Raw genomic sequence first — 23,543 nt, forward strand, 5'->3', positions numbered from 1 at the left:
ACATGCAGGCAACAATCTACGACCTGGACGGTAACGCAGGCGACGAGGTCGATCTGCCCGCGGTCTTCGAGACCACGGTCCGACCCGATCTCATCGCCACTGCAGTGCGTGCCCAACAGGCAAACCGGAAGCAGGACTACGGGTCCGACGAGTACGCGGGTCTGCGAACGCCTGCCGAGTCGTTCGGTAGCGGTCGCGGGATGGCCCACGTTCCCCGAGAGGGAGGCCAGGCACGGCGCGTCCCCCAGGCAGTTGGGGGTCGACCGGCCCACCCGCCGAAGGCCGAGAAGGACCGATCGCTGACGATCAACGACAAGGAGCGCAAGCTCGCGACGCGCTCGGCCATCGCCGCGACGGCCGACAGCGAACTCGTCGCCGAGCGCGGTCACGAGTTCGACGACGATCTCGAACTCCCGCTCGTCGTCGACGACTCCTTCGAGGACCTCCAGAAGACCCAGGCCGTCGTCGACACGCTCGAATCGCTCGGCGTTCACGCCGACATCGAGCGCGCCGACGACACGAAGATCAAGGCCGGCAAGGGCTCCGCCCGCGGGCGGAAGTACCGCCGACCGTCCTCGATTCTGTTCGTCACCAGCGAGGAGCCGTCGAAGGCGGCTCGCAACCTCGCCGGTGCCGACGTGACCACCGCGCGCGAGGTCAACGCAGAGGACCTCGCACCGGGGACTGCCCCCGGTCGGCTCACGATCTGGACCGAGAGCGCGCTCGCGGAGGTGTCCGAGCGATGACGTGGGACGTGATCAAGTATCCGCACGTGACCGAGAAGGCCATGAACGACATGGACTTCCAGAACAAGCTGCAGTTCGCCGTCGACTCCGCGGCCTCGAAGCCCGAGGTCGCCGACGCGGTCGAACAGCAGTACGACGTCACCGTCGAAGCGGTCACGACGCAGAACACGATGGACGGCGAAAAGAAGGCCGTCGTTCGCCTCTCCGAGGACGACGACGCCCAGGAAGTCGCCTCCAGGATCGGGGTGTTCTAACGATGGGACGACGAATTCAGGGACAACGACGCGGTCGCGGGACGTCCACGTTCCGGGCTCCCTCGCACCGCTACAAGGCAGACCTGCAGCACCGTAACGTCGAAGACGGCGACGTCGTCTCCGGCACGGTCGTCGACATCGAGCACGATCCCGCCCGCTCGGCACCCGTCGCGGCCGTCGAGTTCGAGGACGGCGATCGCCGGCTCGTGCTCGCGCCCGAGGGCGTGGGCGTCGGTGATCGGATGCAGGTGGGTGTCTCCGCGGCCATCGAGCCCGGCAACACCCTCCCGCTCGCCGAGATCCCGGAAGGGGTCCCGGTGTGCAACGTCGAGGCCAACCAGGGCGACGGCGGTCGCTTCGCCCGGGCCTCCGGCGTCAGCGCACAGCTGATGACCCACGACCGCAACGTCGCGGTCGTGAAGCTCCCCTCGGGAGCGGTCAAGCGGCTCGACCCGCAGTGTCGTGCCACTATCGGCGTCGTCGCCGGTGGCGGCCGCACCGAGAAGCCGATGGTCAAAGCCGGCAACAAGCACCACAAGATGAAAGCGCGAGGGACCAAGTGGCCCAACGTCCGCGGTGTCGCGATGAACGCCGTCGACCACCCGTTCGGTGGCGGCGGCCGACAGCACCCCGGCAAGCCCAAGTCAATCTCGCGTAACGCCCCGCCGGGTCGGAAGGTCGGGGACATTTCCTCGAAGCGAACCGGTCGAGGTGGCAACGAATGAGTTCAGGATATCAGACTGGTCAGGAGGGTGACTTCACCTATCGTGGCCACACGCTCGACGAGCTGCAGGAGCTGTCGCTCGACGAGGTTGCGGAACTGCTCCCCGCTCGCCAGCGGCGAAGTATCACACGCGGTCTGACCGACGAGCAACAGAAGCTGCTCGAGGAGGCCCGCGATGCAGAGCCCGAGGAGACGGCGAACAACCCGATCCGAACCCACCTGCGGGATATGCCGATCCTGCCGGAGTTCGTCGATCTGACCTTCGCCGTCCACAACGGGCAGAGCTTCGAGCGCGTGCAGGTCGAGCCCGAGATGATCGGTCACTATCTCGGCGAGTTCCAGCTCACTCGGAAGTCGGTCGAACACGGTCAGGCCGGCATCGGGGCGACCCGCTCCTCGAAGTTCGTACCGCTCAAGTAAATCATGGGAATCAGCTACTCAGTCGACGCCGACCCGGACACGACGGCGAAAGCGATGCTCCGGGAGCGGCAGATGAGCCACAAGCACAGCAAGGCTATCGCTCGGGAGATCAAGGGCATGACGGCCGACGACGCGATCGCGTACCTCGAAGACGTGATCGCGGAGAAGCAGTCGGTCCCGTTCAAGTCCCACAACTCGGGCGTCGGCCACCGCAACGACATCGACGGCTGGGACGCCGGTCGCTACCCCGAGAAGGCCAGCGAAGCGTTCCTCGACCTGCTGGAAAACGCAGTCGGGAACGCGGACCATCAGGGCTTCGACGGCGGGTCCATGGAGATCATGCACGTCGCCGCCCACAAGGTCGGCGAACAGCAGGGTCGCCAGCCCCGCGCGATGGGCCGGGCATCTGCCTGGAACAGTCCGCAGGTCGACGTCGAACTGATCTTAGAGGAGGTCGACGAATAATGGCAGACGAACAGCAGTTCATCGAAGACGGACTTCAGCGGACCCAGATCGACGAGTTCTTCGCAGACGAACTCGGTCGTGCCGGCTACGGCGGCATGGACGTCGCCAAGACGCCGATGGGGACCCAGATCGTGCTCAAAGCCGAGAAACCCGGTATGGTGATCGGGAAGGGTGGGAAGAACATCCGGAAGATCACCACCACCCTCGAAGAGGAGTTCGGCCTCGAAGATCCGCAGGTCGACGTCCAGGAAGTCGATGAGCCAGACCTCAACGCCCGCATCGTCGCGGACCGTCTGGGCAATGCCCTCGAACGCGGCTGGTACTTCCGCAAGGCCGGTCACACCACGATCGACCGGATCATGGAAGCAGGCGCGAAGGGCGCAGAGATCGTCCTCTCCGGGAAGGTCACGGGCGCACGCTCGCGCGTGGAGAAGTTCAACCGTGGCTACATCAAGCACAACGGTGAGCCCGCGGAGAACATCGTCGACAGCGGCGTCGGCGTCGCTGTGATGAAACTCGGCACCATCGGTGTCCGAGTGAAGATCATCCCGCCGGAAGCGGAACTCCCCGACGACTTCGAGATCTACGAGGACGTCGAGGTCGAGGACTACGTCGCCGACACCGACGGCGAGTCCGTCGAGGAGCTCCTCGAAGGCGAGCCCGAAGGCGAGGACGCTGCCGCCGAGCACGGCGCGCAGGCCCCCGCCGACGAGGACGCGGACGAGGACGAACTCGTCGAAGACGTCGACGAGGAGGTCGTCGAGGAAGCGACAGACGAGTTCGACGATGTCGAGACCCCCTCCGACGAGGACGCCGACGTCGACATCGACGACGTCGAGGAGTCCATCGAGGAGGACCTCGACGAGGACACCGCCGCCGAGGCCGAAGATCTCATAGAGGAGATGGACGATGCGGACTCGTCCGCAGACGGCGAGGAGGGTGACGACGAATGACCGTCATCCACGTCGAGGAGGTCCGCGACATGACGGCCGCCGAGCGCGAGTCGGAACTCGAGGACCTCAAGACGGAACTGCTCAACGCCCGCGCCGTTCAGGCGGCGGGTGGGGCACCCGAGAATCCGGGTCGCATCGGCGAGCTGCGGAAGGCCATCGCCCGGATCAAGACGATCCAGACCGAAGAAGGGGACCTCGAATGAGGTTCGACGGGTCGAAGAGCGCGGACCGACGTTCCGCGGACGGTCGCGTGGCTTCGCCGCGAGACAACTGTCTGACCCGTGAGACGTGTGACGTTGCGAACGAAGAGGACTCCGAATGATGCCACTGACACCCGAAACGCTCCCACGACACGAACTCGCCGGCCTCGACGTCGAGGTCGTCGCAGCGGCAAATCCCGACGCGATCGGTATCGCCGGGACCGTCGTCACCGAGACGACGAAGACGCTGGGTGTCGAGGGGACCGATCGGGTGTGGCACGTGCCGAAGGACGCGGCGACGTTCCGGTTCGACCTCCCGGCCGAGGGCGACTCCGAGTCGCGCTCGGTCCGGGTTCGCGGTTCGAACCTGGTCGCCCGCCCCGCTCGACGCACGGAAGCGACAGGTGATTCCAAATGGCGCTAGGACTGAACGTACAGGAACCGGACGAGGCCTGTGCCGACGATAACTGCCCGTTCCACGGCACACTGAGTGTCCGCGGGCAGACGATCGAAGGCGAGGTCGCGTCCACTGACATGGAGAAGACCGTCGTCGTCGAACGCGAGTACGACGTGAAGGTGCCCAAGTACGACCGGCTGATGAAGCGACGCAGCCGCGTACCGGCTCACGCACCCGACTGTCTCGACCTCGCGGTCGGCGACACGGTCACGATCGCAGAGTGTCGACCGCTCTCGAAGACGAAAAGCCACGTTGTCGTTGCAATCGAGGAGGGTGACGACTGATGGAGGCCCTGAAAGCAGACGTGACGCAGGGTCTCGAGAAGGGCTCGCTGATCACGTGTGCCGACAACACGGGCGCACGCGAACTGCGAGTCATCAGCGTCTCGGGCTACTCCGGGACGAAGAACCGTCATCCGAAGGCCGGGCTCGGTGACAAGATCACCGTCTCGGTCACCAAAGGGACGCCGGAGATGCGTCGGCAGGTGCTGGAGGCCGTCGTGGTCCGCCAGCGCAAGCCGATCCGCCGTCCGGACGGTACCCGCGTCAAGTTCGAAGACAACGCGGCCGTCATCATCAACGAGAACGAAGAACCCCAGGGCTCGGAGATCAAGGGCCCGATCGCTCGCGAGGTCGCCGAACGGTTCGGCTCCATCGCGAGCACGGCGACGATGATCGTATAGCATGACACGACAACCATCCAAACAGCGCAAGAACGCACGGCGTGCCCCGCTTCACGAGAAGCAAAAGCAGGTGCGAGCGACGCTGGCCGACGACCTCCGCGAGGAGTACGACCAGCGATCCGTTCGCGTCAACGCGGGCGACACCGTCGAAGTGCTGCGCGGCGACTACGCAGGCGAAGAGGGCGAAGTCGTCGAGGTCGACCTCGACGACGCCGCCATCTACGTCGAGGACGTGACCGTCGCGGCAGCCGACGGCGAGGACGTTCCACGCCCGCTGGACGCGAGCAACGTTCGCGTCACGGAGCTGGATCTCGACGACGACCGCCGCGAGGCGCGCCTCGAATCCGAGGAGGACAGCGCATGAGTAACCATCAGAAACGACTATCGGTCCCGAAGAGTTGGCCGGTCGAGCGCAAGACCGAGACGTTCACCGTAAAGGCAGACGCTGGTCCCCACGGCGAAGCAGGAGTCCCCCTCCTGATCGTCCTGCGGGACGTGCTGGGCTACGTGGACTCCCGCAAGGAAGCCCGCTACGCCCTCAACAACGACAGCGTCCTGATCAACGGAAAGGCCGTCTCCGACGAGGAACGCCCGGTCGGGATGTTCGACATCCTGGCGTTCGTCGAGCGAGACGAGTACTACCGCGTGTTCCCCGGCGAGGGCGGTCGGCTGGCGCTGACCCCCATCGACGAGGACAGCGCACAGTCCAAGCTGGGCAAGATCGTCGGCAAGCGAGCGGTCAGCGGCGATCAGATCCAGCTGACGCTGCACGACGGCCAGACGCTCCTGGTCGAGGAAGACACCGACTACGACGGTGGCGACTCCATCGTCGTCGCCAACGAGGACAGCGAGTCGCAGGGCGACTCGGACAGTTCGAGCGGCGACGAGCCGCGAGAAGGCGAGATCGTCGCTCACTTCGAGTACGAAGCGGGCGCGCTGGTCACCGCCGTCGACGGCGCACACGCCGGCGAGATCGGTGAGATCGACGAGATTCAGGTCACGCCGGGGAGCTCCTCGAACAACGTGCTCGTCGAGCAGACCGACGGCGACGGCTTCGAGACCGTCGAAGAGTACGTCGTCGTCATCGACGAGAACTTCGTCGATGAGGACGCCGAGGACGCAGCCTCACAGGACCCCGAGGGAGGTGACGACGAATGAGCTCCGAGACCGACGCCGGCTTCCACGAGATGCGCGAGCCCCGCGTCGAGAAGGTCGTCGTCCACATGGGCGTCGGCCAGGGTGGTCGTGAACTCCAGGAAGGCGAGGAGATCCTCGCCGAGATCGCGGGCCAGCAGCCGGTCCGGACGGTCGCACAGAACACCGTCGGCGAGTTCGAGATCCGCCAGGGCGACCCCATCGGTGCGAAGGTGACCCTGCGGGCCGACGACGCCCAGGAGTTCCTCGAAACTGCGCTCCCGCTGACGGAGCTGTCAGTTTCGCAGTTCGACGACACCGGCAACTTCAGCTTCGGTGTCGCGGAACACACCGACTTCCCGAGTCAGGAGTACGACCCGCAGATCGGGATCTACGGGCTGGACGTGACGGTCAACCTCGTCCGCCCCGGCTACCGCGTGGCCAAGCGCGACAAGGCTTCGCGATCGATCCCGTCCAGCCATCGACTCGACGCCGACGACGCCGCTGCCTACGTCGAGTCGACCTTCGACGTGGAGGTGAGCGAATGAGCGAAAGCGAATCAGAAACAGAGGCCGAGGAATCGGTCCCGACCGGACAGCTCGAGGCGTGCCAGCGATGCGGTCGCGAGCAGGGTCTCGTCGGCAAGTACGACATCTGGCTGTGTCGCCAGTGCTTCCGAGAGATCTCTCGGGGCATGGGATTCAAGAAGTACAGCTAACTATGACAGGAAACGACCCACTCGCCAACGCGCTGTCGGCGCTCGACAACGCCGAGAGCGTCGGCCACCTCGAACAGACAGTACAGCCCGCTTCGAACGAGATCGGCAGCGTACTCGAGGTCTTCTACGACCGCGGGTACATCGACGGCTTCCAGTTCGTCGACGACGGTAAAGCCGGCTCCTTCGAGATCGAACTGAAAGGTGCCATCAACGAATGTGGCCCGGTCAAGCCCCGCTACACGGCGGGCGCAGACGAGTTCGAAAAGTGGGAGAAACGATTCCTCCCCGCCCGTGACTACGGGACGCTCGTCGTGACCACCAGCCACGGCATCATGAGCCACTACGAGGCCCGCGAAGAGGGCATCGGTGGCCAGGTCATCGCATACGTCTACTAACAATGCCAGAAGTAACACTTGCAATTCCAGACGAGGCAAGCGCGGAGCAGGACCACCTCGACCTCACGGTCGAGGGGCCCAACGGCTCCGTCACACGGCGACTCTGGTATCCGGACATCGACGTCTCCGTTCAGGACGGTAGCGTCGTCATCGCCTCCGAGGAATCGGACGCGAAGACGCGCTCGACGATCGGGACGTTCGAGAGTCACGTCGAGAACATGTTCCACGGCGTCACCGAAGGGTGGGAGTACGAGATGGAAGTCTTCTACTCTCACTTCCCGATGCAGGTCGAAGTCGAAGACGGTGACGTCGTCATCGAGAACTTCCTCGGCGAGCGAGCGCCCCGACGCGCTCCCATCCACGGCGACACCGACGTGTCCGTCGACGGAGAGGAACTCACTCTCTCCGGCCCGGACATCGAGGCCGTGGGCCAGACAGCCGCAGACATCGAACAGCTCACACGCGTCAACGACAAGGACGTCCGCGTGTTCCAGGACGGCGTGTACATCACGAACAAGCCCAACCGAGGTGACGCCTGATGGTAGACGACGAAGACGCAACCGAGCAGGGCGACGACGAACTCACCGAACTGACCGACATCAGCGGCGTCGGCGACTCGAAAGCAGAGGCCCTCCGAGAGGCCGGCTTCGAGACCGTCGACGACGTTCGCGGTGCCGATCAGTCCCAGCTCGCAAACGTCTCGGGCGTCGGCAACGCGCTCGCCGCTCGGATCAAGGCCGACGTCGGCAGCCTCGAAGTCGCCGACGACACCGAGGCCGAGGTCGAGGAAGAGGAGACCGACGAGTCCGACGAGGACGTCGAGACGGAACTCCGCCCTCGCGGCCTGGTCGACAAGACGCCGACCCTCGACGACGAGGAAGAGCGGCTCCTCACCCAGCGCGACCGGGTCGGCAAGCCTCAGTTCAACGCACAGGACCACCACAAGAAAAAGCGGATCCCGACCTCTTGGCGCGCGCCCCGTGGCAAGCTCTCGAAGCAGCGCCGCGGCATCAAGGGCAAGGGCGACAAAGTCGAAGCCGGTTTCCGCTCGCCCACGGCGGTGCGAGGCAAGCACCCGTCGGGCTTCGAGGAGGTCCGCGTCCACAACGTGGACGACCTCGAAGGTGTCGACGGTGACCGCGAAGCCGTCCGAATCGCCTCGAAAGTCGGCGCTCGCAAGCGCGAGCGCATCGAAGAGGTCGCCGAGGACGAGGGTATCCGCGTACTCAACCCCACCTACGAGGAGGTACAAGTCGAATGACGGACCTGACAGCACAGAAGCGACTCGCAGCAGACATCCTCGACGTCGGCGAGAACAAGGTCTGGTTCGATCCCGAACGCCAGTCCGACCTCGCAGACGCCATCACGCGTGACGACGTCCGCGAGATGATCGACGAGGGTGCCATTCAGGCGAAAGACGCCCAGGGCAACTCGCGCGGTCAGGCGCGAGCACGCCAGGAGAAGCGAGCGTACGGCCACCAGAAGGGAGCGGGTTCCCGGAAGGGGAAAGCCGGCGCACGACAGAACGAGAAAAAGGACTGGTCGTCGCGCATCCGAGCCCAGCGAAACTGGCTCAAAGAGCAGCGCGACGACGGCCAACTCGACAGTTCGCAGTACCGCGACCTGTACGATCAGGCGGCCGGCGGCGAGTTCGACAGCGTCGCCGACCTGCAACGATACGTCGAAGCAAACTACGGTGACGAATAATGGCAACAGGACCACGATACAAGGTGCCGATGCGGCGCCGCCGTGAGGCACGAACGGACTACCATCAGCGGTTGCGCCTGTTGAAATCTGGCAAGCCCCGTCTCGTTGCTCGAAAGAGCAACAAGCACGTCAGGGCGCAGCTGGTGACGCTCGGCCCCGACGGAGACGAGACCCTCGCTGCAGCACAGTCGCAGGACCTACAGGAGTTCGGCTGGGAGGCACCGACGGGCAACTTGCCCGCCGCGTACCTCACCGGTCTGCTCGCGGGTCTGCGAGCTATCGAGAACGGCGTCGAGGAGGCGGTCCTCGACATCGGGCTCAACAGCCCGACGCCGGGCAGCAAGGTCTTTGCGGTACAGGAAGGTGCAATCGACGCTGGGCTCGAAATCCCCCACAACGACAGTGTGCTCGCCGACTGGCAGCGAACCCGCGGCTCTCACATCGCGGAGTACGCCGAGTCGCTCGACGAGGACCTCTACGGTCGGGACTTCGACGCTACCGAGCTGCCGGAGCACTTCGACGAGCTCCGGGAGACACTGCTGGAGGCAGATGAACTATGAGTAACGGATGGAACCCACGAACGCGGCTGGGCAAACAGGTCGCCAACGGCGAGATCGACTCGATGCAGGAGGCGCTGAACTCCGGCCTGCCGCTCAAGGAACCGGAGATCGTCGACCAGCTCGTCCCCGATCTGGAGGACGAAGTCCTGGACATCAACATGGTCCAGCGGATGACCGACTCCGGACGCCGGGTCAAGTTCCGCTGTGTCGTCGTCGTGGGCAACCGCGACGGGCTCGTCGGCTACGCCGAGGGGCGTGACGACCAGGTCGGCGGTGCGATCCAGAAGGCGATCGAGATCGGCAAGCTCAACCTCATCGACATCTCCCGTGGCTGCGGTTCCTGGGAGTGTGGCTGTGGCCGTCCCCACACGGTCGCGCTGCGCACGACCGGCAAGGCCGGGAGCGTCGAGGTCGAGCTCCAGCCCGCACCGCGTGGGCTGGGCCTGGCGGGCGGAGAGACCGTCCGCAAGGTGCTCGAACTCGCCGGTATCGAAGACATCTGGACCCGCTCGTCGGGCAACACGCGAACGACCGTGAACTTCGCGAAGGCTACCTTCAACGCCCTGCAGAACACGGCCGAGGCTCGCGTGCCCGAACGTACCTTCGAGAAGCGTGAGGTGATCGAATGAAGGCACTCGTTCAGCTCCGCGGTGAGGTCGACATGAGCGAGGAGGTATCGGACACGCTGGAGATGCTCAACATCCACGGCGTGAACCACTGCGTGCTGGTCCCCGAGACGGACACCTACCGTGGCATGGTGACGAAGGTCAACGACTTCGTCGCCCACGGTCAGCCGAGCGTCGACGTCGTCGAGACGCTGCTCGCAAAGCGAGCAGAACCCCTCGAAGGGTCGGCCGACGTCGACGACGAGTGGATCGCCGAGCAGACCGACTACGACGATCTCGGTGCGCTCGCGCAGGCCCTCGTCGACGAGGAGACGACGCTCCGCGACGAGGGGCTCTCCCCGACGCTCCGCCTGCACCCGCCCCGTGGCGGCCACGACGGGCTCAAACACGCCGCCACCGAGAGCGGCCAGCTCGGGAAGCACGACTCCGAGCAGATCGATCAGCTACTGGAGGCGATGCGATAATGACGAGTAAGAAACGACGACAACGAGGTTCGCGCACCCACGGCGGCGGCTCCCACAAGAACCGCCGCGGTGCCGGTCACCGCGGTGGCCGCGGTCGTGCCGGGCGCGACAAACACGAGTTCCACAACTACGAACCGATCGGCAAGAGCGGCTTCAAGCGACCCCAGAAGGTCAAAGAAGAGATCGCCGAGATCGAGGTCCGCGAGCTCGACGAGGACGCTGCACTGCTGGCAGCCGAGGGCGTCGCAGAAGAGACCGACGGCGGCTACCGCATCGACGCCCGCGAGGTCGTCGACGAGGACGCCGACGCGGTGAAGGTCCTCGGTGCCGGCCAGGTCCGCAACGAGCTCGAACTGGTCGCCGACGCCTTCTCCGACGGCGCTCGCGAGAAGGTCGAGGCTGCCGGTGGGAGCGTCGAGCTGACCGAGCTCGGCGAGAAGCGCGCACAAGCCAAGGCTGAAGACGACGAAGACGAAGCAACCGACGAGGAGTAACATGAGCTGGAAGGACACCGCCGAACCGGTCCTCGTTCGCATGCCCGCCGTCCGCCGGCCTGAGGGGCACGTCCCCTTCAAGCGGAAGCTGGCCTGGACAGCCGGGGTGCTCGTGCTGTATTTCTTCCTGACCAACGTGATGCTGTTCGGGCTCGACATCGGCTCGGACTCGGCCCCACTGGGTCGATTCTCGTCGATCCTGGCGTCCGGTCAGGGATCGATCATGCAGCTCGGTATCGGGCCGATCGTCACGGCCAGCATCGTGTTGCAGCTGCTCGGCGGTGCCGACCTGCTCGGACTCGACACGCAGAACAACCCTCGTGACCAGATCCTCTACCAGGGGCTCCAGAAGCTGCTGGTACTCGTGATGATCTTCCTCACGGGGCTACCGATGGTCTTTGCCGGCGGCTTCCTGCCGCCGACGTCGGTGAACCTGTTCGGGATGAACCTGAGCGCCGGGGCCACTTCGTGGCTCATCTTCGCTCAGATCGCCGTCGGTGGCATCCTCATCCTCTACATGGACGAGATCATCTCCAAGTGGGGGGTCGGGAGCGGGATCGGCCTGTTCATCATCGCTGGCGTCAGCCAGCAGCTGATCGGTGGTCTGTTCGCGCACCCGATCTTTGGGAGCCCCCAGGGCGAACTCGGGTTCTTCCCGACCTGGTTCCAGATCATCACCGGCAACATCCCGATCGGTCCCGTCCTGCAGGCCGACGGGCTTCAGGAGCTGCTGATCGGTGAAGGCCAAGTCATCGCGCTCCTGACGACGCTGCTCATCTTCGTGGTCGTCGTCTACGCGGAGTCGGTCCGCGTCGAGATCCCGCTGTCGAACGCGCGGGTCAAGGGCGCGCGCGGTCGCTTCCCGGTGAAGCTCATCTACGCCAGCGTCCTGCCGATGATCCTCGTCCGCGCGCTGCAGGCCAACATCCAGTTCCTCGGCCGGATTCTGGTGTCCCAGACCGGCCAGAACGGCGTCATCTCGCTGTTCGGAATGGAACTACCGTGGCTCGGCGTCTACTCGATCTCGCAGGGGAGCCCCGCCAGTCCGACCGGCGGGCTCTTCTACTACCTGTCGCCGATCTACGCGCCCCAGGACTGGATGTGGTGGGCCTACTCGACGCAGGACCCGCTCAACGTGCTCCTGCGAGTCGGCGTCGACCTGACGTTCATGATCGTCGGCGGTGCGATCTTCGCCATCTTCTGGGTGGAGACCACCGACATGGGGCCGGAAGCGACGGCCAAGCAGATCCACAACTCCGGGATGCAGATCCCCGGCTTCCGACAGAACGTCGGCGTCGTCGAGAAGGTACTCGAACGCTACATTCCACAGGTCACCGTCATCGGCGGTGCCCTCGTGGGCCTGCTCGCCGTGATGGCGAACATGCTGGGTACCGTCGGGGGCGTCTCCGGTACCGGGCTGCTGCTGACGGTCTCGATCACGTACAAGCTGTACGAGGAGATCGCCGAGGAGCAGCTCATGGAGATGCACCCGATGATGCGCCAGATGTTCGGGTAACTCTCACACGCTTCTGTCGACGCCCCGGCTCTGGGGCGATCTTTCTCGCCGAACACGAATAGCTCCGCCAATATCTCGGAGAGGTGTCGCCACGGGACGTGGCGACTGAACCGTTCTCCGCGGCAGCGGAGCGTTCGCGGTTCGTCTACCAGTACCTATTTGTCGAACGTTGGCAACGAGATGCTATGGGACAGGCAGACGTTACGTGTACGAAGTGTGGGACTGCGTTCCAGGTCGACACTCGCTACTTTCAGATATACGGCGAGGAGCCGTTCTGTCAGGACTGCCTGATCCACACGGAGTGCCAGTCCTGTGGCCGTGGGCTGCGTCTCCAGCCGTCGCGGTATCAGGAACTCGGTGGCAATCCGGTCGTCTGTACTGACTGTGATGGAGGGCAGCCCGCAGTATCCACTTCGCAGACTTCGACGAGTGGAGCGCCTTCGACACGATCCTCGGCAAGTGGGACGTCTTCGACGCAGACTTCCACCAGTGGGACGTTCTGGTCTGGCCTGAGCATCGGCGAGAAGATCGTCTTCCCGATCCTGCTGGCTGGATTCGTCGGGATGGTCGCTCTCGCACTTCTGGCGAACGCGAACGGCGGCGAGTTCGCGTCGCCGGCCATCGGCGGCGTCGGATTCTTGCTGTTCTGGTTGTACCGCCGGGGCAAGAAGAACCGTTGAGGGTGTATCTATGGGTTGGTGTGGGGGTCTCGTAGGTATTTGCCCCGGATTGGTCGGGAACGTGGATGCGGCCACACCTTTTTCGCGGTTCGGGACTGTACGCCTCGACATGGAGCAGTTCGTCGCCGAGAACCTCGACTACTACGCGGAGACGCAGGGTGTGTTGCCCGAACGGCTCGACGCCTTCGGCGAGACGTACCGCGAGCAGGGGTACCTGACCCGCGACCAGCTCTACGAGATCGCCTACGAGTCCTCGACGCGCAGCGCCTACCACGTCGAGTCGAATCCGGAAGACCGCTGCCGAGAAGTCACGCGCAACGTCCGGACTGTCGACGGTGATTTCTCGAAGATCCAGCTACTCACTGGGCTCAGCGGCTTCAAAGCCCCGACCGCGTCGTGCGTGCTCGCCGCGCTCGACGGCGACCGCCACGCCGTCGTCGACACGCGCGTCTGGGCGTCCCTGGAGCGGACGGGGTACCTGGAGGGGCGCAAGGAGTCGTTCGACGCGGCCGACTACGTGACGATGATCGAGCCGATCAGAGCTATCGCCGACGAGACGGGGTATCGACCGGTCGAGGTCGGCTACGCGCTGTTCGCCCACGACGACCGCGTCCGCGAGGGAACGCTCCACTGACCGGCGATCACGACTCGGAGCGGCCTGCCGGGAGATCGAGGGCGGACAGATCGAGTTCGCGGACCAGCGCTGCGGCGTCGTCGAACGGCGTCTGGACCGACCGCTCGCTGCCGGGTCTGTCCCGGTCGGCGTGTGCGTACAGCGCGTCGACGAACGCCGACCGAATCTGCTCGTTCTCGAAGAGGCCGTGGAGATAGGTGCCGAGCACGTCCTGGGTCGCGGCGCTGTCGGGTCCGAGTGGCCGGTGGGCCGACGCTGCGACGCTCGTCTCCCCCATGTGGATCTCGTAGCCCGAGGCCGTCCCGGTCGCACCGTCGATCGGGCCGACGCCGTCGACCGGGACGCTGACCTGCTCTACGCGCTTGGTCTCGCTGAATCGGGTTTCGACCGGGAGGCGGCTGACGCCCGCGACGGTCTCCGTGTCGCCGGTGCCTTCGACGCTGGCGTTCGTGATCCGCTCGCCCAGCAGCTGGTAGCCGCCACAGAGTCCGACGATCGGGCCGGAAAACGTCCGGATTGCCTCGTCGAGGCCGGCCTCACACAGCGCCAGCAGGTCGTCGACGGTGTTTTTCGTGCCGGGGAGGACGAGCCCGTCGATCCGGTCCAGCGTCCCATCGAGTGGGAGGTAGGCGATCCGGACGCCGGGCACGGCGGCCAGCGGTTCGAGGTCGGTGAAATTCGAGATGTGGGGCAGTCGGGGGACGCCGACCGTGACGGTCGCCGCTTCCGGGACGCCGTCGTCGGCACCGACGACGGCCCGCTGGTCCCCGGCGGGCAGCGAGAGGCTGTCTTCCGCCGGCAGGCCGGGATCGTCGTAGGGGAGCACGCCGAGGACCGGGACGCCGGTCCGGGCTTCGAGTTCGTCGATCCCGTCTTCGAGGAGCGTCGGGTCGCCCCGGAACTTCGTGATCGCGACTCCGGCGATCCGCTCTCGGATGGCCTCCGGCGCGAGTTCGAGCGTCCCGTAGAGGCTGGCGAAGACACCGCCTCGCTCGATGTCTCCGAGCAGGAGGACGCTTGCGTCTGTAAAGCGCGCGGTCTCGACGTTGGCGAGGTCCCGGTCCTGGAGGTTGATCTCGGCGGCGCTGCCGGCTCCCTCGGCGACGATCACGCTGTACTCGTCTCTCAGTCGCTCGTAGGCGTCTCTGGCCGCGCTGCGAGCGTGCTCCCAGTGGTCGTCGTAGTAGGTCCGGGCCTCGTAGTGACCGACCGCCTCGCCGTCGATCACGAGCTGGCTCTCCCCGTCACCACGGGGCTTCAGCAGGACCGGATTCGCGTCCGTCGTCGGTGTGATCCCGGCGGCGCGGGCCTGGACGTACTGCGAGACGCCGATCTCTCCCCAGTCGCCGTCGGGCGTCGGCACCGCGCGGGCGTTGTTGCTCATGTTCTGGGCTTTGAACGGCGCGACGGAGACGCCCCGGTCTGCCAGCAGTCGGCACAGTCCCGCGACGACGGTGCTCTTGCCGACGTGACTCGCGGTTCCGGCGACGAGGATCGTCGTCATATGGCGTCGAGGAAGCGATCGAAGGCACCGCTCTCGGGGTGGCAGTGGCAGTACGTGCCCACCGTTCGATACTCAGTGAGGCCGTCGCTCCCGTCCGCGATCCCGTCGCCCCGCGCTACGTCGAACGCGAAGGTGGCGTCTCGGCCGACGGTCGCACTGGAGTAGTGAAACTCGTGGCCGCGTCGGCGCTGTCCCGCTCCGGCCGTGAGCGTGTCTCTCTCGGCGGCCAGCTCGACGTGGTCGAGCGCCTGATAGCGGTCGTGCATCGTGACCGTCGCGGGGAGGACGCCGGCCATCGAGTGAGTGTCGCCGTCGGTCGTCGTCAGCGTCTCGGCCAGCGCCATCAGCCCACCGCACTCGCCGTAGACGGGGAGCCCGTCTGCCGCTCGGCGGGCGAGCGTATCGAGTGCGGGGCTGTCTGCCAGCGCGTCGCCGTGGCGTTCCGGATAGCCGCCGGGGAGGTAGACGCCGTCGCAGTCGGGCAGCGGGTCGTCCGCCGTCGGAGCGAACGTCGTCACGTCGGCGCGTTCCCGGAGTCGCTCGACGGTGGCTGGGTAGTAGAACTGGAACGCCTCGTCACGGGCGACGGCGACGCGCTTCTCCGTCGCCGGGCCCGCCGGCTCGGGGTCCGGTCGGGGCGGCACAGTGGCGATCTCGGCGAGGCGCTCCGTACGGAGGTGCGCTCCGGCCTCGGCGAGCGCCTCCTCTCCGAGCGGTGCCTCCGCGCCCATGTGGAGCCCGAGGTGGCGATCCGGGATCTCCAGGTCCTCTCGGGGCGGGATGCGACCGAAGTACTCGATGCCCTCGGGCAACGCCTCGCGGATGCCGTCGGCGTGGCGACCGCCGTGGGCGCGCTGGGCGATCACGCCCGCGACGTCGATCTCGCGGCCGATCGACGCGGCGTACCGCTGGAACCCCAGCGCCGTCGCGGCGACGCTCTCCATCCCGGCCTTCGCGTCGACGACGAGGACGACCGGCAGCGCCAGCGTCTCTGCGACCATCGCCGTACTCGAACAATCGCCGTCGTACAGCCCCATGACGCCCTCGACGACGCAGATGTCGCCGTCGCCCCGATAGTAGTTGCGCCGGAGCCCGGTCTCGCCTTCGAGCCACCGGTCGAGCGTGCGGGATGGACGACCGGCAACGTGCTCGTGATGGCTGGGATCGATGAAGTCGGGGCCGGCCTTGGCCGGCTGGACCGCGTAGCCGGCGTCGTCGAGCGCCCGAATCGTGGCCAGCGTCGCGACAGTCTTGCCGACGCCCGAACTCGTTCCGCCCAGGACGAACCCGTTCATCTGTCTGGTAGCACCAATACACTATGGTTAGCACAAACTGACTTTAATTAGTCGGTGTCGGTCGACGCCCGTCGAGGGCCGTTCGGTGCCAGCCGACGACGAACACCGACGGCTGGCCTCGCCGGCACGGCCTCGGGCACGGGCGGGCGCGGCGCTCGACACGCCCGGCGGTGTGTCGCCCGCTGGGGAGGGTCGTCGCCGTGTTTCCCATCGTCTCCGGAGCGTCGCGGCAGGTGGACCGAGACCGTCTCCGTGTCTGCCGACGACCGCAACTGTCCCTCCTCGGAGATCGCGATTCGGACTCAAAAGCTGTTCTGCCGCCCTATGCCGTCGTCTGCGACGATCACCGATCGCCGCCGTGATCCCGGTGACCGCAACTTATTTGATCCTCCCATCCATCGACAATAGCAAGCACAATTGGTGTAGTACAACTACACTTGTACCACCCTCTCCTCAACAGATGACTTCCGACGCACTCCTCCTCATCGGCCGGCGCACGACACACGCTCAGGCGACGTTCGAGACCCACGCGGCTCGTCTCGAAGACCGCGGCTTCGTCGACGAGGTTCACGTGTGTACTTTCGAGAGCGAGCCGATCCGCGAACTCCGCGATCAGTTCGAAGCGGTCTCGGCCGATCGGGTGTTCGCCGTGCCGATGTGTGTCGCCCACTCCTACGCGACGCTGGACGACCTCCCGGCCGCGCTCACGCACGTCTCCGGAGATGTGCGCTACTGTGAACCCCTCGGTGAGAGCCCGGTGGTGACGGAGGTGCTGCGAAGCCGTGCCACCGACGCGATGCCCGCCACGGAGCCCACTTCGCTGGCGCTCGTCGGTTTCGGCAGCAGCTCGAAGCCCCACCACAGACAGACGGCGGAGTACCACGCCGCCCGCATCGCCGAGCAGTCGGCCTACGACGAGGTCGAGACCTGCTATCTCCTCCAGAACCCGACCGTCGAATGCGTCCGCTACAACCTCCGCAACGAACGCGCCGTCGCCGTGCCGCTCTTTTTCACGCGGAGCGAGGCCACGGAGCGACGGATTCCCGAGGCCCTCGAACTGGACCGCGGCGGGATCGAGTACGCCGAACCGCTGGGCGAGCACCCGCGGATCACCGACGCCATCCGCGCGGCGGTCGAGCAACAGCGCGTCCTGGCCGACGGCGACGCCGCGACGCCGACGGCCTCGACGGCCCAGCCCAGACCGGTCGCCACCGACGGCGACGGGCGCTCCACGCCGCCGAACAACTGATACGGAGGGTTGTAGGCGTTTACCCAGTCGACCGCACGACGGCGTGCGGTCGATCTGGTAGAGACCTACAACTTTCCGTATGACACCGCCGCTTATGGCGCGACGGCTCCGACCCTGGTGACGCTCGCGCAGAAATAGCGGAGACGGCGGTGACGACCCGCCTACTCCGTTCGCACGGCCAGCACGGAGAGATCGGAGAACGGCGTCGCGTCCGGATCGCTGCCCCCGGCGTGGTTCGCCAGTTCGCCGAGCGTCGTCGCCGTCCGCGCCTCCTCGTCGTGAGTCAGGTGCTCGAAGACGAGCGCCTCCAGCGACGGGTCCGCGCCCGCGTCGAGCAGTTCGGCGGCGATATCGCCGGGCATCCAGTCGTAGGGTCGGGGCAACACCAGCAGGTGCCGCCGGCCGGCGTCGGCGCGCAACCGATCGAGGTCGGGCGTCACGTCGCCGCTCTTGTGCAGCGTGACGAACGTCGTCGCCTCCATCGGCGTGCGCGCACGGCTGGCGGCGACCTGTAGCGAGGAGATACCGGGAACGACGGTGACCGGGCGGTCGACCGCACGCTGGACCTTCCCGACGAACTGGTAGCCCGAGTGGTTGGGATCGCCCATCAACAGCGCCGTCCCGGACTCGCCGTCGGCCACGCGCTCCGCGAAGCGATCGAGCGTCTCGCTCTCGTCCCGGTAGCCACAGGTCAGCGCGTCGCCCTCGATCACCTCGCCGACGAACTCGACGACGGTCTCGAAGCCGACGACCACGTCGGCCTCGCGGATCGCGCGCTCACCCCGCGGCGTGAGGTAGTCGGGGTTGCCCGGACCGATGCCCACCGCGTAGACGGGATCGACGGGCGACTCGACTTCCGGCGTCGCCGCGGCGAACGCGGCCGGATCGGGGCCGGCGTCGAGGTCGTAGTCGTCGCTCATTCGCCGTCGCTCTCCCCGCTCGATCGTTCGGCGGATTCGCTCGCCCCGCCTCGCGGGTCACTTCGTTCCCCGCTCGGTCGGCCTGCGGGTGAGCTCTCGATCGAGAGCTCACCCGCACGCACGTCGCTCGCGACGTGGACCAGTTCGTTCGCCAGCCCCGCCGCCAGGCCGCTGCCACCGCGTCGGCCGACGTTGGTGATCGTCGGGACGCCGTGCTCGGCGGCCACCTCCCGCAGGCGCGTGCGGCTCTCCGCGGCCTTGACGAAGCCCACGGGCGTCGCGACGACGACGGCGGGTCGAGTGCCGTCCTCGATGCAGTCGGCCAGCGCCAGCGCGGCGGTCGGGGCGTTGCCGACGACGGTGATCGCGTCCTCGTAGACGCCCTCGCTGTCGAGTTCGAGCACCGAGGCGGCGGTTCTGGTCATCCCGGTCTCGGCCGCCAGTTCGGCCCCGTTGCCGATCGCCTTCCGAACCGGGCAGTCGTGCCCGCGTCCGGTGATTCCCTCCTTGACCATCGTGATGTCGGTGACGATCGGTCGCTCGTCGAGGACCGCTCGCGCGCCTGCACGGACGGGTTCGGAGTCGTCGGTGCCCGTGAACCGCATCAGGTGCTGAAACTCGGGGTCGCCGGTGGCGTGGACCGACTTCTGTCGGATCCGATCCGCCAGGGTCTCGTCCGGCACGATCTCGCGCACGCGGTCCATGCTCGTCTCGGCGATCTCCATCGCGTTCTCGGTGGTCGCGCCGAGGTCGGCGTACTCCTCGAAGGCGTCGCGCTCCTCGTCGGCGGCTGGGTCGCCCTCGTCTCGCGACTCCTCCGGCGTCGCGCCGTCAGTCGTCATCGCCGGGCACCTCCTGGCCGGCTTCGCCGCCGGCACGCGCTTCGATGTCGCCGTCGACCCGCAGATTCAGATCGCGGAGTCGATCGGCCGTCTCGTCGTCGGCGTCCCAGAGGTCGCGGTCGATCGCCTCCAGTAGCGTGTCGGTGATACTCTCCAGTGCCCACGGGTTCACGTCCCGGAGCCACTCCTGTCGCTCCTCGTCGAAGGCGTACTGCTCGGCCACGTCGTCCCAGAGGCGGTCGCTGACGACGCCCGTCGTCGCGTCCCAGCCCAGCACCACGTCGACCGTCGTCGAGAGGTCGCCGGCTCCCTTGTAGTCGTGCTCTTCCATGCTGTCGAGCCACTCGGGGTTGAGCACGCGGGCTCGCATGGCCTTGCGGACCTTCTCCTCGTTGGTGTAGACGGAGACGTTGTCCGGATCGCTGGAGTCGCCGACGTACGACGCGGGCTCCTCGCCCGCGATCTCGGAGACGGCGGTGATGAAGCCGCCGTGGAAGGCGTACCAGTCGGAGCTGTCGAACTCGTCTTGCTCGGCCGTGTCTTCGATCTTCACCGTGGCGTCGACGCTTCCCAGACGACGCTCGAAGGAGGCGTGGGCTTCCGTCGTCGTCCCGCGACTGCCCAGCGCGTACCCGCCCCACTGGACGTACACGTCCGCGAGGTCCGAGCGGTCCTCCCAGTTGCCCTCGTCGACGGCCTTGTTCGTCCCCGCGCCGTAGCCGCCGGGGCGGGTCGTGAACACGCGGTGTTTCGCCTGCTTCTCCGGGTTCTCGACGCCCTGCTCGTCGAGTTCCTCGGTGGCTTCCTCGACGTGTTTCTTGACGTAGTTCGACTCGTGTGGCTCGTCCAGTTCGACCACGGCGTCGACGGCGTCGTGGATCACGCTCGCGGCCTGCGGGAACGCGTCGCGGAACAGTCCAGAGACCCGCGTCGTCACGTCGACGCGCGGTCGTCCGAGCTCGTCCAGCGGGATCGGTTCCACGTCGTCGATTCGACCGGCGTCGGTCCAGCGCGGTTCGACGCCCAGCAGCGCGAGCACCTGCGCGATCGTCTCGCCTCGGGTTCTGACGGTCGGCGTCCCCCACGCGACGACGCCGATCTCCTCGGGGTACTCGTCGTGTTCGTCGTGGTGGCGCGCGAGCGTCTGCTCTGCGACCTCGCTGCCGACCTGCCAGGCGCTCTTTGCGGGCACTTTGCGCGGATCGAGCGTGTAGAAGTTCCGGCCCGTCGGCAGCAGATCGACGCCGCCCCGAGTCGGCGCGCCACTGCCACCCGGCGGGACGTACTCGCCGGCCAGCGCGTCCGCGGTTCGGGGAATCTCCTCGGCGGCACCTTGCACGCGGGGCTGGACCTCTTCGCAGACGAACGCCAGTGCCGCCCGCAGGTCGTCGTGTGCGCCCGACTTCGCCCGGGCGTCGCCGAGCGGGTCGATGTCGACCACGAGGAGGTTCATGTTCAGTTCCTCGTCGGGACCCGCTTCGACGTTCGACTCCGGGAGGTCGAACTCGTGTTCGGCGAGGGTCTCCACGAGGTCGATGCTCGTCTCGTACACCTCGTCTGCCGCTTCCGACAGCGTCGTCCCCAGCTGTTCGTCGTAGACGCCGGGCTCGTCGAGCATCCGCTGGTAGTCGACGCCCAGCACGCCAGCGACGCTCTCACGGAGGCTCGGGCCGCCGGGGTTCTCCAGCCGAGTGAGCGCGACGAGGTACTCGACGAGGCGGTCGTCGGTCGGCGGCTCGCCCATCGTGTGCAGGCCCATCCGGATCTGGGTCGTCTTCACGTCCGTGAGGTACTCGTGGACGCGCTCGACCAGCTCGTCGATGTCGACGGCGTCCCCGTCGACCGCTCCTTCGGCGAGCGAGGTCCCTGCTTCGTCGGGACCCCGCACGTCGGCTTTCTCGTCAACTGTCCCCGTAATACCGAGTTCCACCGCGAGGTCCAGTTCGTCGACCTTCTCGCGCAACAGTGTTTCGAGGTGCTCGCCGTCGTCGGCGCGGGCGTCTTCCATGCCTGCCTCGCGGTACTGGTCGGCCAGTTCCTCCAGTTCCGCCAGTTCGTCGTAGGTGCCGGCGTTGCTCATGACCGGCGTGAGGTAGTCTACGACGGCGGCGTAGGAGCGGCGCTTTGCCTGTGTTCCCTCGCCGGGGTTGTTGACGATGTAGGGGTAGACGTTCGGGATGTCGTCGATCAGCTGGTCTGGGGCGCTCGCGCCGTTCAGGCCGACGGTCTTGCCCGGCAGCCACTCCAGGCTGCCGTGGGTGCCGAGGTGGACGACGGCGTCGGCCTCGAACGCCTCGCGCAGCCAGCTGTAGAAGGCCACGTAGTCGTGGGGCGGCTGGAGATCCGAGTCGTGGTACACCTTCGCGGGATCCATGCCGAAGCCACGCGGCGGCTGGACCGTCACGAGGACGTTTCCGAACTCGACGCCGGGGATGGCGAAGGGTCGGTCCGGTGGGTCGCCCCACTCCTCGCGAACGGCGTCCCGAAACCGCTCGTCGGTCTCGGCGAAGTAGTCGTCGTACTCGTCGGTCGACACCACGTCGACGCTCAGCTCTCGCACGTCTTCGGGCGCGACCCAGCGGTCGTCGAGCGTGAGTTGCTGTGTGAGCCGCTCGACGAGCGCCTGACCGCTGTCGGGCATCGTCGTCCCCGTGTCGTACCCGCGCTCGTCGAGTTCGTCGAGCAGATTGACCGTGCTCTCGGGGCTGTCGAGGCCGAACGCGGTGCCGATGCCGTCGTCGCTGGGCGGGTAGTTGTGGAGGACGACGGCGACTCGCTTGTCCTCGTTTGGCGTGTGTCGCAGGCGCGCCCAGTTGACCGCCAGCCGCGCGACGTGGTCGACCCGGTCGTCGATCGGGAAGTGTTGCTTGGGCGCGGTGCCGATGCCGGCCTCGTCGTCGGTGCGTTCCTTGCCGCTGATCGGGTGCGTGACGACGTTGCCGTCGAACTCCGGCAGCGCGACCGAGAGGGCGAGTTCGAAGCCCATCACGCCGGTGTCGCTGCTCTCGTACCGGGACCGGGAGCGCATCGTCGTCACGGTCTGGAGCACCGGAACGCCCAGCCTGTCGAGGAACACGGCCTGGGCGTCGTCGCCCTCGTCGTCGGCGTCCCGGCCCCGCTCGTCCATCGACAGCGAGAACATGAACGACGAGCAGACGGCGTCGACGACCGGATCGCCTGCGGGCCGGGCGCTGGGACCGTCCTCGCTGGCGAGGAGCCACTCCTCGGTCACGCGCTCTGCGTCCCACTGTTCGTCGGTGTCGGTCGCCGGGTTGCAGAAGATCGGCAGGGCGTCGGCCCCCTGTGCCTCGATCGCCCTGACCTGTGCGTCGACGTAGCGGGTGTTCTCGTGTGTCCAGTGGGACTCGTAGAACCACACGGCGACGGTCGGGCGGTCGGCGTCGAACGTCGCGACGAGTTCGGCGTACGACGCGCCCGGATGGTCCGGGTGGTAGACGCCCTCCGTCGGGAGGTCCACCGGATCGTCGTACGGGCGATCGACGCCGCCGTACTCGTCGACGAGAAAGCGGATGCAGTTGGCGACGTTGCTGGTGCCGCCCCGTTCGAGGTAGTCGTACACTCGGTCGCGGTCCGTCGCTGGGACGGACGTGTCCTCGATCGCGTAGGCGTCGCCGGTCGACTTGACGACCAGGGGCACGCCAGCGTCTTCCAGTTGGCCGACCGCGTGGTCGTAGCCCGGCATGCTGTCTTCGGCACCGTGGAGCCAGAAGACGGCCGCGGTCGCGTCCGATATCTCGTCGAGGAACTCGTCGACGTCGCTCTGGTCGTCCAGGTCGCTCTCCGAGCGGACCACGAGCTCCGCGTCGACTCGCGACGCGGCTCGCTGGACTGCCCCGAGCTCGTTCTCCGTCGCCGTGTACAGGGCGATCGTTGGCATAATATT

General features: G+C 66.7%; 31 protein-coding genes. 26 read left to right on the forward strand and 5 right to left on the reverse strand.

Annotated features, from left to right (window positions below):
- Window positions 1-2: 2 nt before the first annotated feature.
- The 25 genes from rpl4p to HMUK_RS08880 all read left to right on the forward strand — a co-directional run bounded on the left by rpl4p (window position 3) and on the right by HMUK_RS08880 (window position 13,829).
- Window positions 3-746: a 50S ribosomal protein L4 gene (gene rpl4p, locus HMUK_RS08760; protein ID WP_015762785.1), complete on the forward strand. Its 744-nt coding sequence runs from the start codon at window positions 3-5 to the stop codon at window positions 744-746.
- Window positions 743-1,000 (forward strand): 50S ribosomal protein L23, encoded by a 258-nt coding sequence (locus HMUK_RS08765; RefSeq protein ID WP_015762786.1) that lies wholly within the window; start codon window positions 743-745, stop codon window positions 998-1,000. Before rpl4p ends, HMUK_RS08765 begins: the two co-directional genes overlap by 4 nt.
- Before the next feature lie 2 nt (window positions 1,001-1,002).
- The gene (locus tag HMUK_RS08770) at window positions 1,003-1,725 is read left to right on the forward strand and encodes a 50S ribosomal protein L2 (protein ID WP_015762787.1); all 723 of its coding nucleotides are present in this window, start codon (window positions 1,003-1,005) and stop codon (window positions 1,723-1,725) included.
- Window positions 1,722-2,144, forward strand: coding sequence for a 30S ribosomal protein S19 (locus HMUK_RS08775; RefSeq protein WP_015762788.1), 423 nt, complete (start codon window positions 1,722-1,724; stop codon window positions 2,142-2,144). The genes HMUK_RS08770 and HMUK_RS08775 overlap by 4 nt, the downstream gene beginning before the upstream one ends.
- 3 nt (window positions 2,145-2,147) lie before the next feature.
- Window positions 2,148-2,609: a 50S ribosomal protein L22 gene (locus tag HMUK_RS08780; protein ID WP_015762789.1), complete on the forward strand. Its 462-nt coding sequence runs from the start codon at window positions 2,148-2,150 to the stop codon at window positions 2,607-2,609.
- Window positions 2,609-3,562, forward strand: a complete 954-nt coding sequence (locus tag HMUK_RS08785) for a 30S ribosomal protein S3 (protein ID WP_015762790.1) — start codon at window positions 2,609-2,611, stop codon at window positions 3,560-3,562. Before HMUK_RS08780 ends, HMUK_RS08785 begins: the two co-directional genes overlap by 1 nt.
- Window positions 3,559-3,765 carry a 50S ribosomal protein L29 gene (gene rpmC, locus HMUK_RS08790; protein ID WP_015762791.1) on the forward strand — a complete coding sequence of 69 codons (207 nt, stop codon included), beginning with the start codon at window positions 3,559-3,561 and terminating at the stop codon, window positions 3,763-3,765. The genes HMUK_RS08785 and rpmC overlap by 4 nt, the downstream gene beginning before the upstream one ends.
- A 118-nt stretch (window positions 3,766-3,883) precedes the next feature.
- Window positions 3,884-4,186, forward strand: coding sequence for a ribonuclease P protein component 1 (locus tag HMUK_RS08795; RefSeq protein WP_049940794.1), 303 nt, complete (start codon window positions 3,884-3,886; stop codon window positions 4,184-4,186).
- On the forward strand, window positions 4,177-4,503 hold the full coding sequence (locus tag HMUK_RS08800) for a 30S ribosomal protein S17 (RefSeq protein ID WP_015762793.1): 327 nt from the start codon (window positions 4,177-4,179) through the stop codon (window positions 4,501-4,503). Before HMUK_RS08795 ends, HMUK_RS08800 begins: the two co-directional genes overlap by 10 nt.
- Window positions 4,503-4,901, forward strand: coding sequence for a 50S ribosomal protein L14 (locus HMUK_RS08805; RefSeq protein ID WP_015762794.1), 399 nt, complete (start codon window positions 4,503-4,505; stop codon window positions 4,899-4,901). Before HMUK_RS08800 ends, HMUK_RS08805 begins: the two co-directional genes overlap by 1 nt.
- A gap of 1 nt (window position 4,902) precedes the next feature.
- On the forward strand, window positions 4,903-5,265 hold the full coding sequence (gene rplX, locus HMUK_RS08810) for a 50S ribosomal protein L24 (RefSeq protein WP_015762795.1): 363 nt from the start codon (window positions 4,903-4,905) through the stop codon (window positions 5,263-5,265).
- Complete coding sequence (locus tag HMUK_RS08815) at window positions 5,262-6,059, forward strand: 30S ribosomal protein S4e (protein WP_015762796.1); 798 nt, start codon at window positions 5,262-5,264, stop codon at window positions 6,057-6,059. Before rplX ends, HMUK_RS08815 begins: the two co-directional genes overlap by 4 nt.
- A complete protein-coding gene (locus HMUK_RS08820; protein WP_015762797.1) occupies window positions 6,056-6,583 on the forward strand; it encodes a 50S ribosomal protein L5 in 528 nt (175 codons plus the stop codon). The genes HMUK_RS08815 and HMUK_RS08820 overlap by 4 nt, the downstream gene beginning before the upstream one ends.
- Entirely contained in the window at window positions 6,580-6,753 is a 174-nt protein-coding gene (locus tag HMUK_RS08825) for a 30S ribosomal protein S14 (protein WP_015762798.1), read from the forward strand. The genes HMUK_RS08820 and HMUK_RS08825 overlap by 4 nt, the downstream gene beginning before the upstream one ends.
- A gap of 2 nt (window positions 6,754-6,755) precedes the next feature.
- Complete coding sequence (locus HMUK_RS08830; RefSeq protein WP_015762799.1) at window positions 6,756-7,148, forward strand: 30S ribosomal protein S8; 393 nt, start codon at window positions 6,756-6,758, stop codon at window positions 7,146-7,148.
- A gap of 2 nt (window positions 7,149-7,150) precedes the next feature.
- Window positions 7,151-7,687: a 50S ribosomal protein L6 gene (locus HMUK_RS08835; RefSeq protein WP_015762800.1), complete on the forward strand. Its 537-nt coding sequence runs from the start codon at window positions 7,151-7,153 to the stop codon at window positions 7,685-7,687.
- Entirely contained in the window at window positions 7,687-8,409 is a 723-nt protein-coding gene (locus HMUK_RS08840; protein ID WP_015762801.1) for a 50S ribosomal protein L32e, read from the forward strand. Before HMUK_RS08835 ends, HMUK_RS08840 begins: the two co-directional genes overlap by 1 nt.
- Window positions 8,406-8,855 (forward strand): 50S ribosomal protein L19e, encoded by a 450-nt coding sequence (locus HMUK_RS08845; protein ID WP_015762802.1) that lies wholly within the window; start codon window positions 8,406-8,408, stop codon window positions 8,853-8,855. The genes HMUK_RS08840 and HMUK_RS08845 overlap by 4 nt, the downstream gene beginning before the upstream one ends.
- Window positions 8,855-9,415 carry a 50S ribosomal protein L18 gene (locus HMUK_RS08850; protein WP_015762803.1) on the forward strand — a complete coding sequence of 187 codons (561 nt, stop codon included), beginning with the start codon at window positions 8,855-8,857 and terminating at the stop codon, window positions 9,413-9,415. The genes HMUK_RS08845 and HMUK_RS08850 overlap by 1 nt, the downstream gene beginning before the upstream one ends.
- Entirely contained in the window at window positions 9,412-10,044 is a 633-nt protein-coding gene (locus tag HMUK_RS08855) for a 30S ribosomal protein S5 (protein ID WP_015762804.1), read from the forward strand. The genes HMUK_RS08850 and HMUK_RS08855 overlap by 4 nt, the downstream gene beginning before the upstream one ends.
- Window positions 10,041-10,505, forward strand: coding sequence for a 50S ribosomal protein L30 (gene rpmD / locus HMUK_RS08860; RefSeq protein WP_015762805.1), 465 nt, complete (start codon window positions 10,041-10,043; stop codon window positions 10,503-10,505). Before HMUK_RS08855 ends, rpmD begins: the two co-directional genes overlap by 4 nt.
- A complete protein-coding gene (locus tag HMUK_RS08865; RefSeq protein WP_015762806.1) occupies window positions 10,505-10,999 on the forward strand; it encodes an uL15m family ribosomal protein in 495 nt (164 codons plus the stop codon). The genes rpmD and HMUK_RS08865 overlap by 1 nt, the downstream gene beginning before the upstream one ends.
- Window position 11,000: 1 nt before the next feature.
- A complete protein-coding gene (gene secY, locus HMUK_RS08870) occupies window positions 11,001-12,515 on the forward strand; it encodes a preprotein translocase subunit SecY (protein ID WP_015762807.1) in 1,515 nt (504 codons plus the stop codon).
- 185 nt (window positions 12,516-12,700) lie between these two features.
- Entirely contained in the window at window positions 12,701-13,195 is a 495-nt protein-coding gene (locus HMUK_RS08875) for a hypothetical protein (protein WP_015762808.1), read from the forward strand.
- 109 nt (window positions 13,196-13,304) lie between these two features.
- The gene (locus HMUK_RS08880; protein ID WP_015762809.1) at window positions 13,305-13,829 is read left to right on the forward strand and encodes a hypothetical protein; all 525 of its coding nucleotides are present in this window, start codon (window positions 13,305-13,307) and stop codon (window positions 13,827-13,829) included.
- Between the two features lie 7 nt (window positions 13,830-13,836).
- Here the strand turns inward: HMUK_RS08880 and HMUK_RS08885 are convergent, their stop codons facing one another.
- Window positions 13,837-15,333, reverse strand: coding sequence for a cobyric acid synthase (locus HMUK_RS08885; RefSeq protein ID WP_015762810.1), 1,497 nt, complete (start codon window positions 15,331-15,333; stop codon window positions 13,837-13,839).
- On the reverse strand, window positions 15,330-16,628 hold the full coding sequence (locus HMUK_RS08890; RefSeq protein ID WP_015762811.1) for a cobyrinic acid a,c-diamide synthase: 1,299 nt from the start codon (window positions 16,626-16,628) through the stop codon (window positions 15,330-15,332). The genes HMUK_RS08885 and HMUK_RS08890 overlap by 4 nt, the downstream gene beginning before the upstream one ends.
- A 460-nt stretch (window positions 16,629-17,088) precedes the next feature.
- Between HMUK_RS08890 and HMUK_RS08895 the strand changes: the two genes are divergently transcribed.
- On the forward strand, window positions 17,089-17,877 hold the full coding sequence (locus HMUK_RS08895; protein ID WP_015762812.1) for a CbiX/SirB N-terminal domain-containing protein: 789 nt from the start codon (window positions 17,089-17,091) through the stop codon (window positions 17,875-17,877).
- A gap of 161 nt (window positions 17,878-18,038) precedes the next feature.
- On the opposite strand, the gene HMUK_RS08900 is transcribed toward HMUK_RS08895, so the two are convergent.
- The 3 genes from HMUK_RS08900 to cobN form a co-directional block, all read right to left on the reverse strand.
- Window positions 18,039-18,797 carry a cobalt-precorrin-7 (C(5))-methyltransferase gene (locus tag HMUK_RS08900; protein ID WP_015762813.1) on the reverse strand — a complete coding sequence of 253 codons (759 nt, stop codon included), beginning with the start codon at window positions 18,795-18,797 and terminating at the stop codon, window positions 18,039-18,041.
- A complete protein-coding gene (locus HMUK_RS08905; RefSeq protein ID WP_223270980.1) occupies window positions 18,794-19,522 on the reverse strand; it encodes a precorrin-8X methylmutase in 729 nt (242 codons plus the stop codon). The genes HMUK_RS08900 and HMUK_RS08905 overlap by 4 nt, the downstream gene beginning before the upstream one ends.
- 106 nt (window positions 19,523-19,628) lie before the next feature.
- Window positions 19,629-23,537 carry a cobaltochelatase subunit CobN gene (cobN, locus tag HMUK_RS08910; RefSeq protein ID WP_015762815.1) on the reverse strand — a complete coding sequence of 1,303 codons (3,909 nt, stop codon included), beginning with the start codon at window positions 23,535-23,537 and terminating at the stop codon, window positions 19,629-19,631.
- Window positions 23,538-23,543 lie beyond the last annotated feature (6 nt).

Source organism: Halomicrobium mukohataei DSM 12286, assembly GCF_000023965.1.
In the GTDB taxonomy this organism is placed as follows: Archaea; Halobacteriota; Halobacteria; order Halobacteriales; family Haloarculaceae; genus Halomicrobium; species Halomicrobium mukohataei.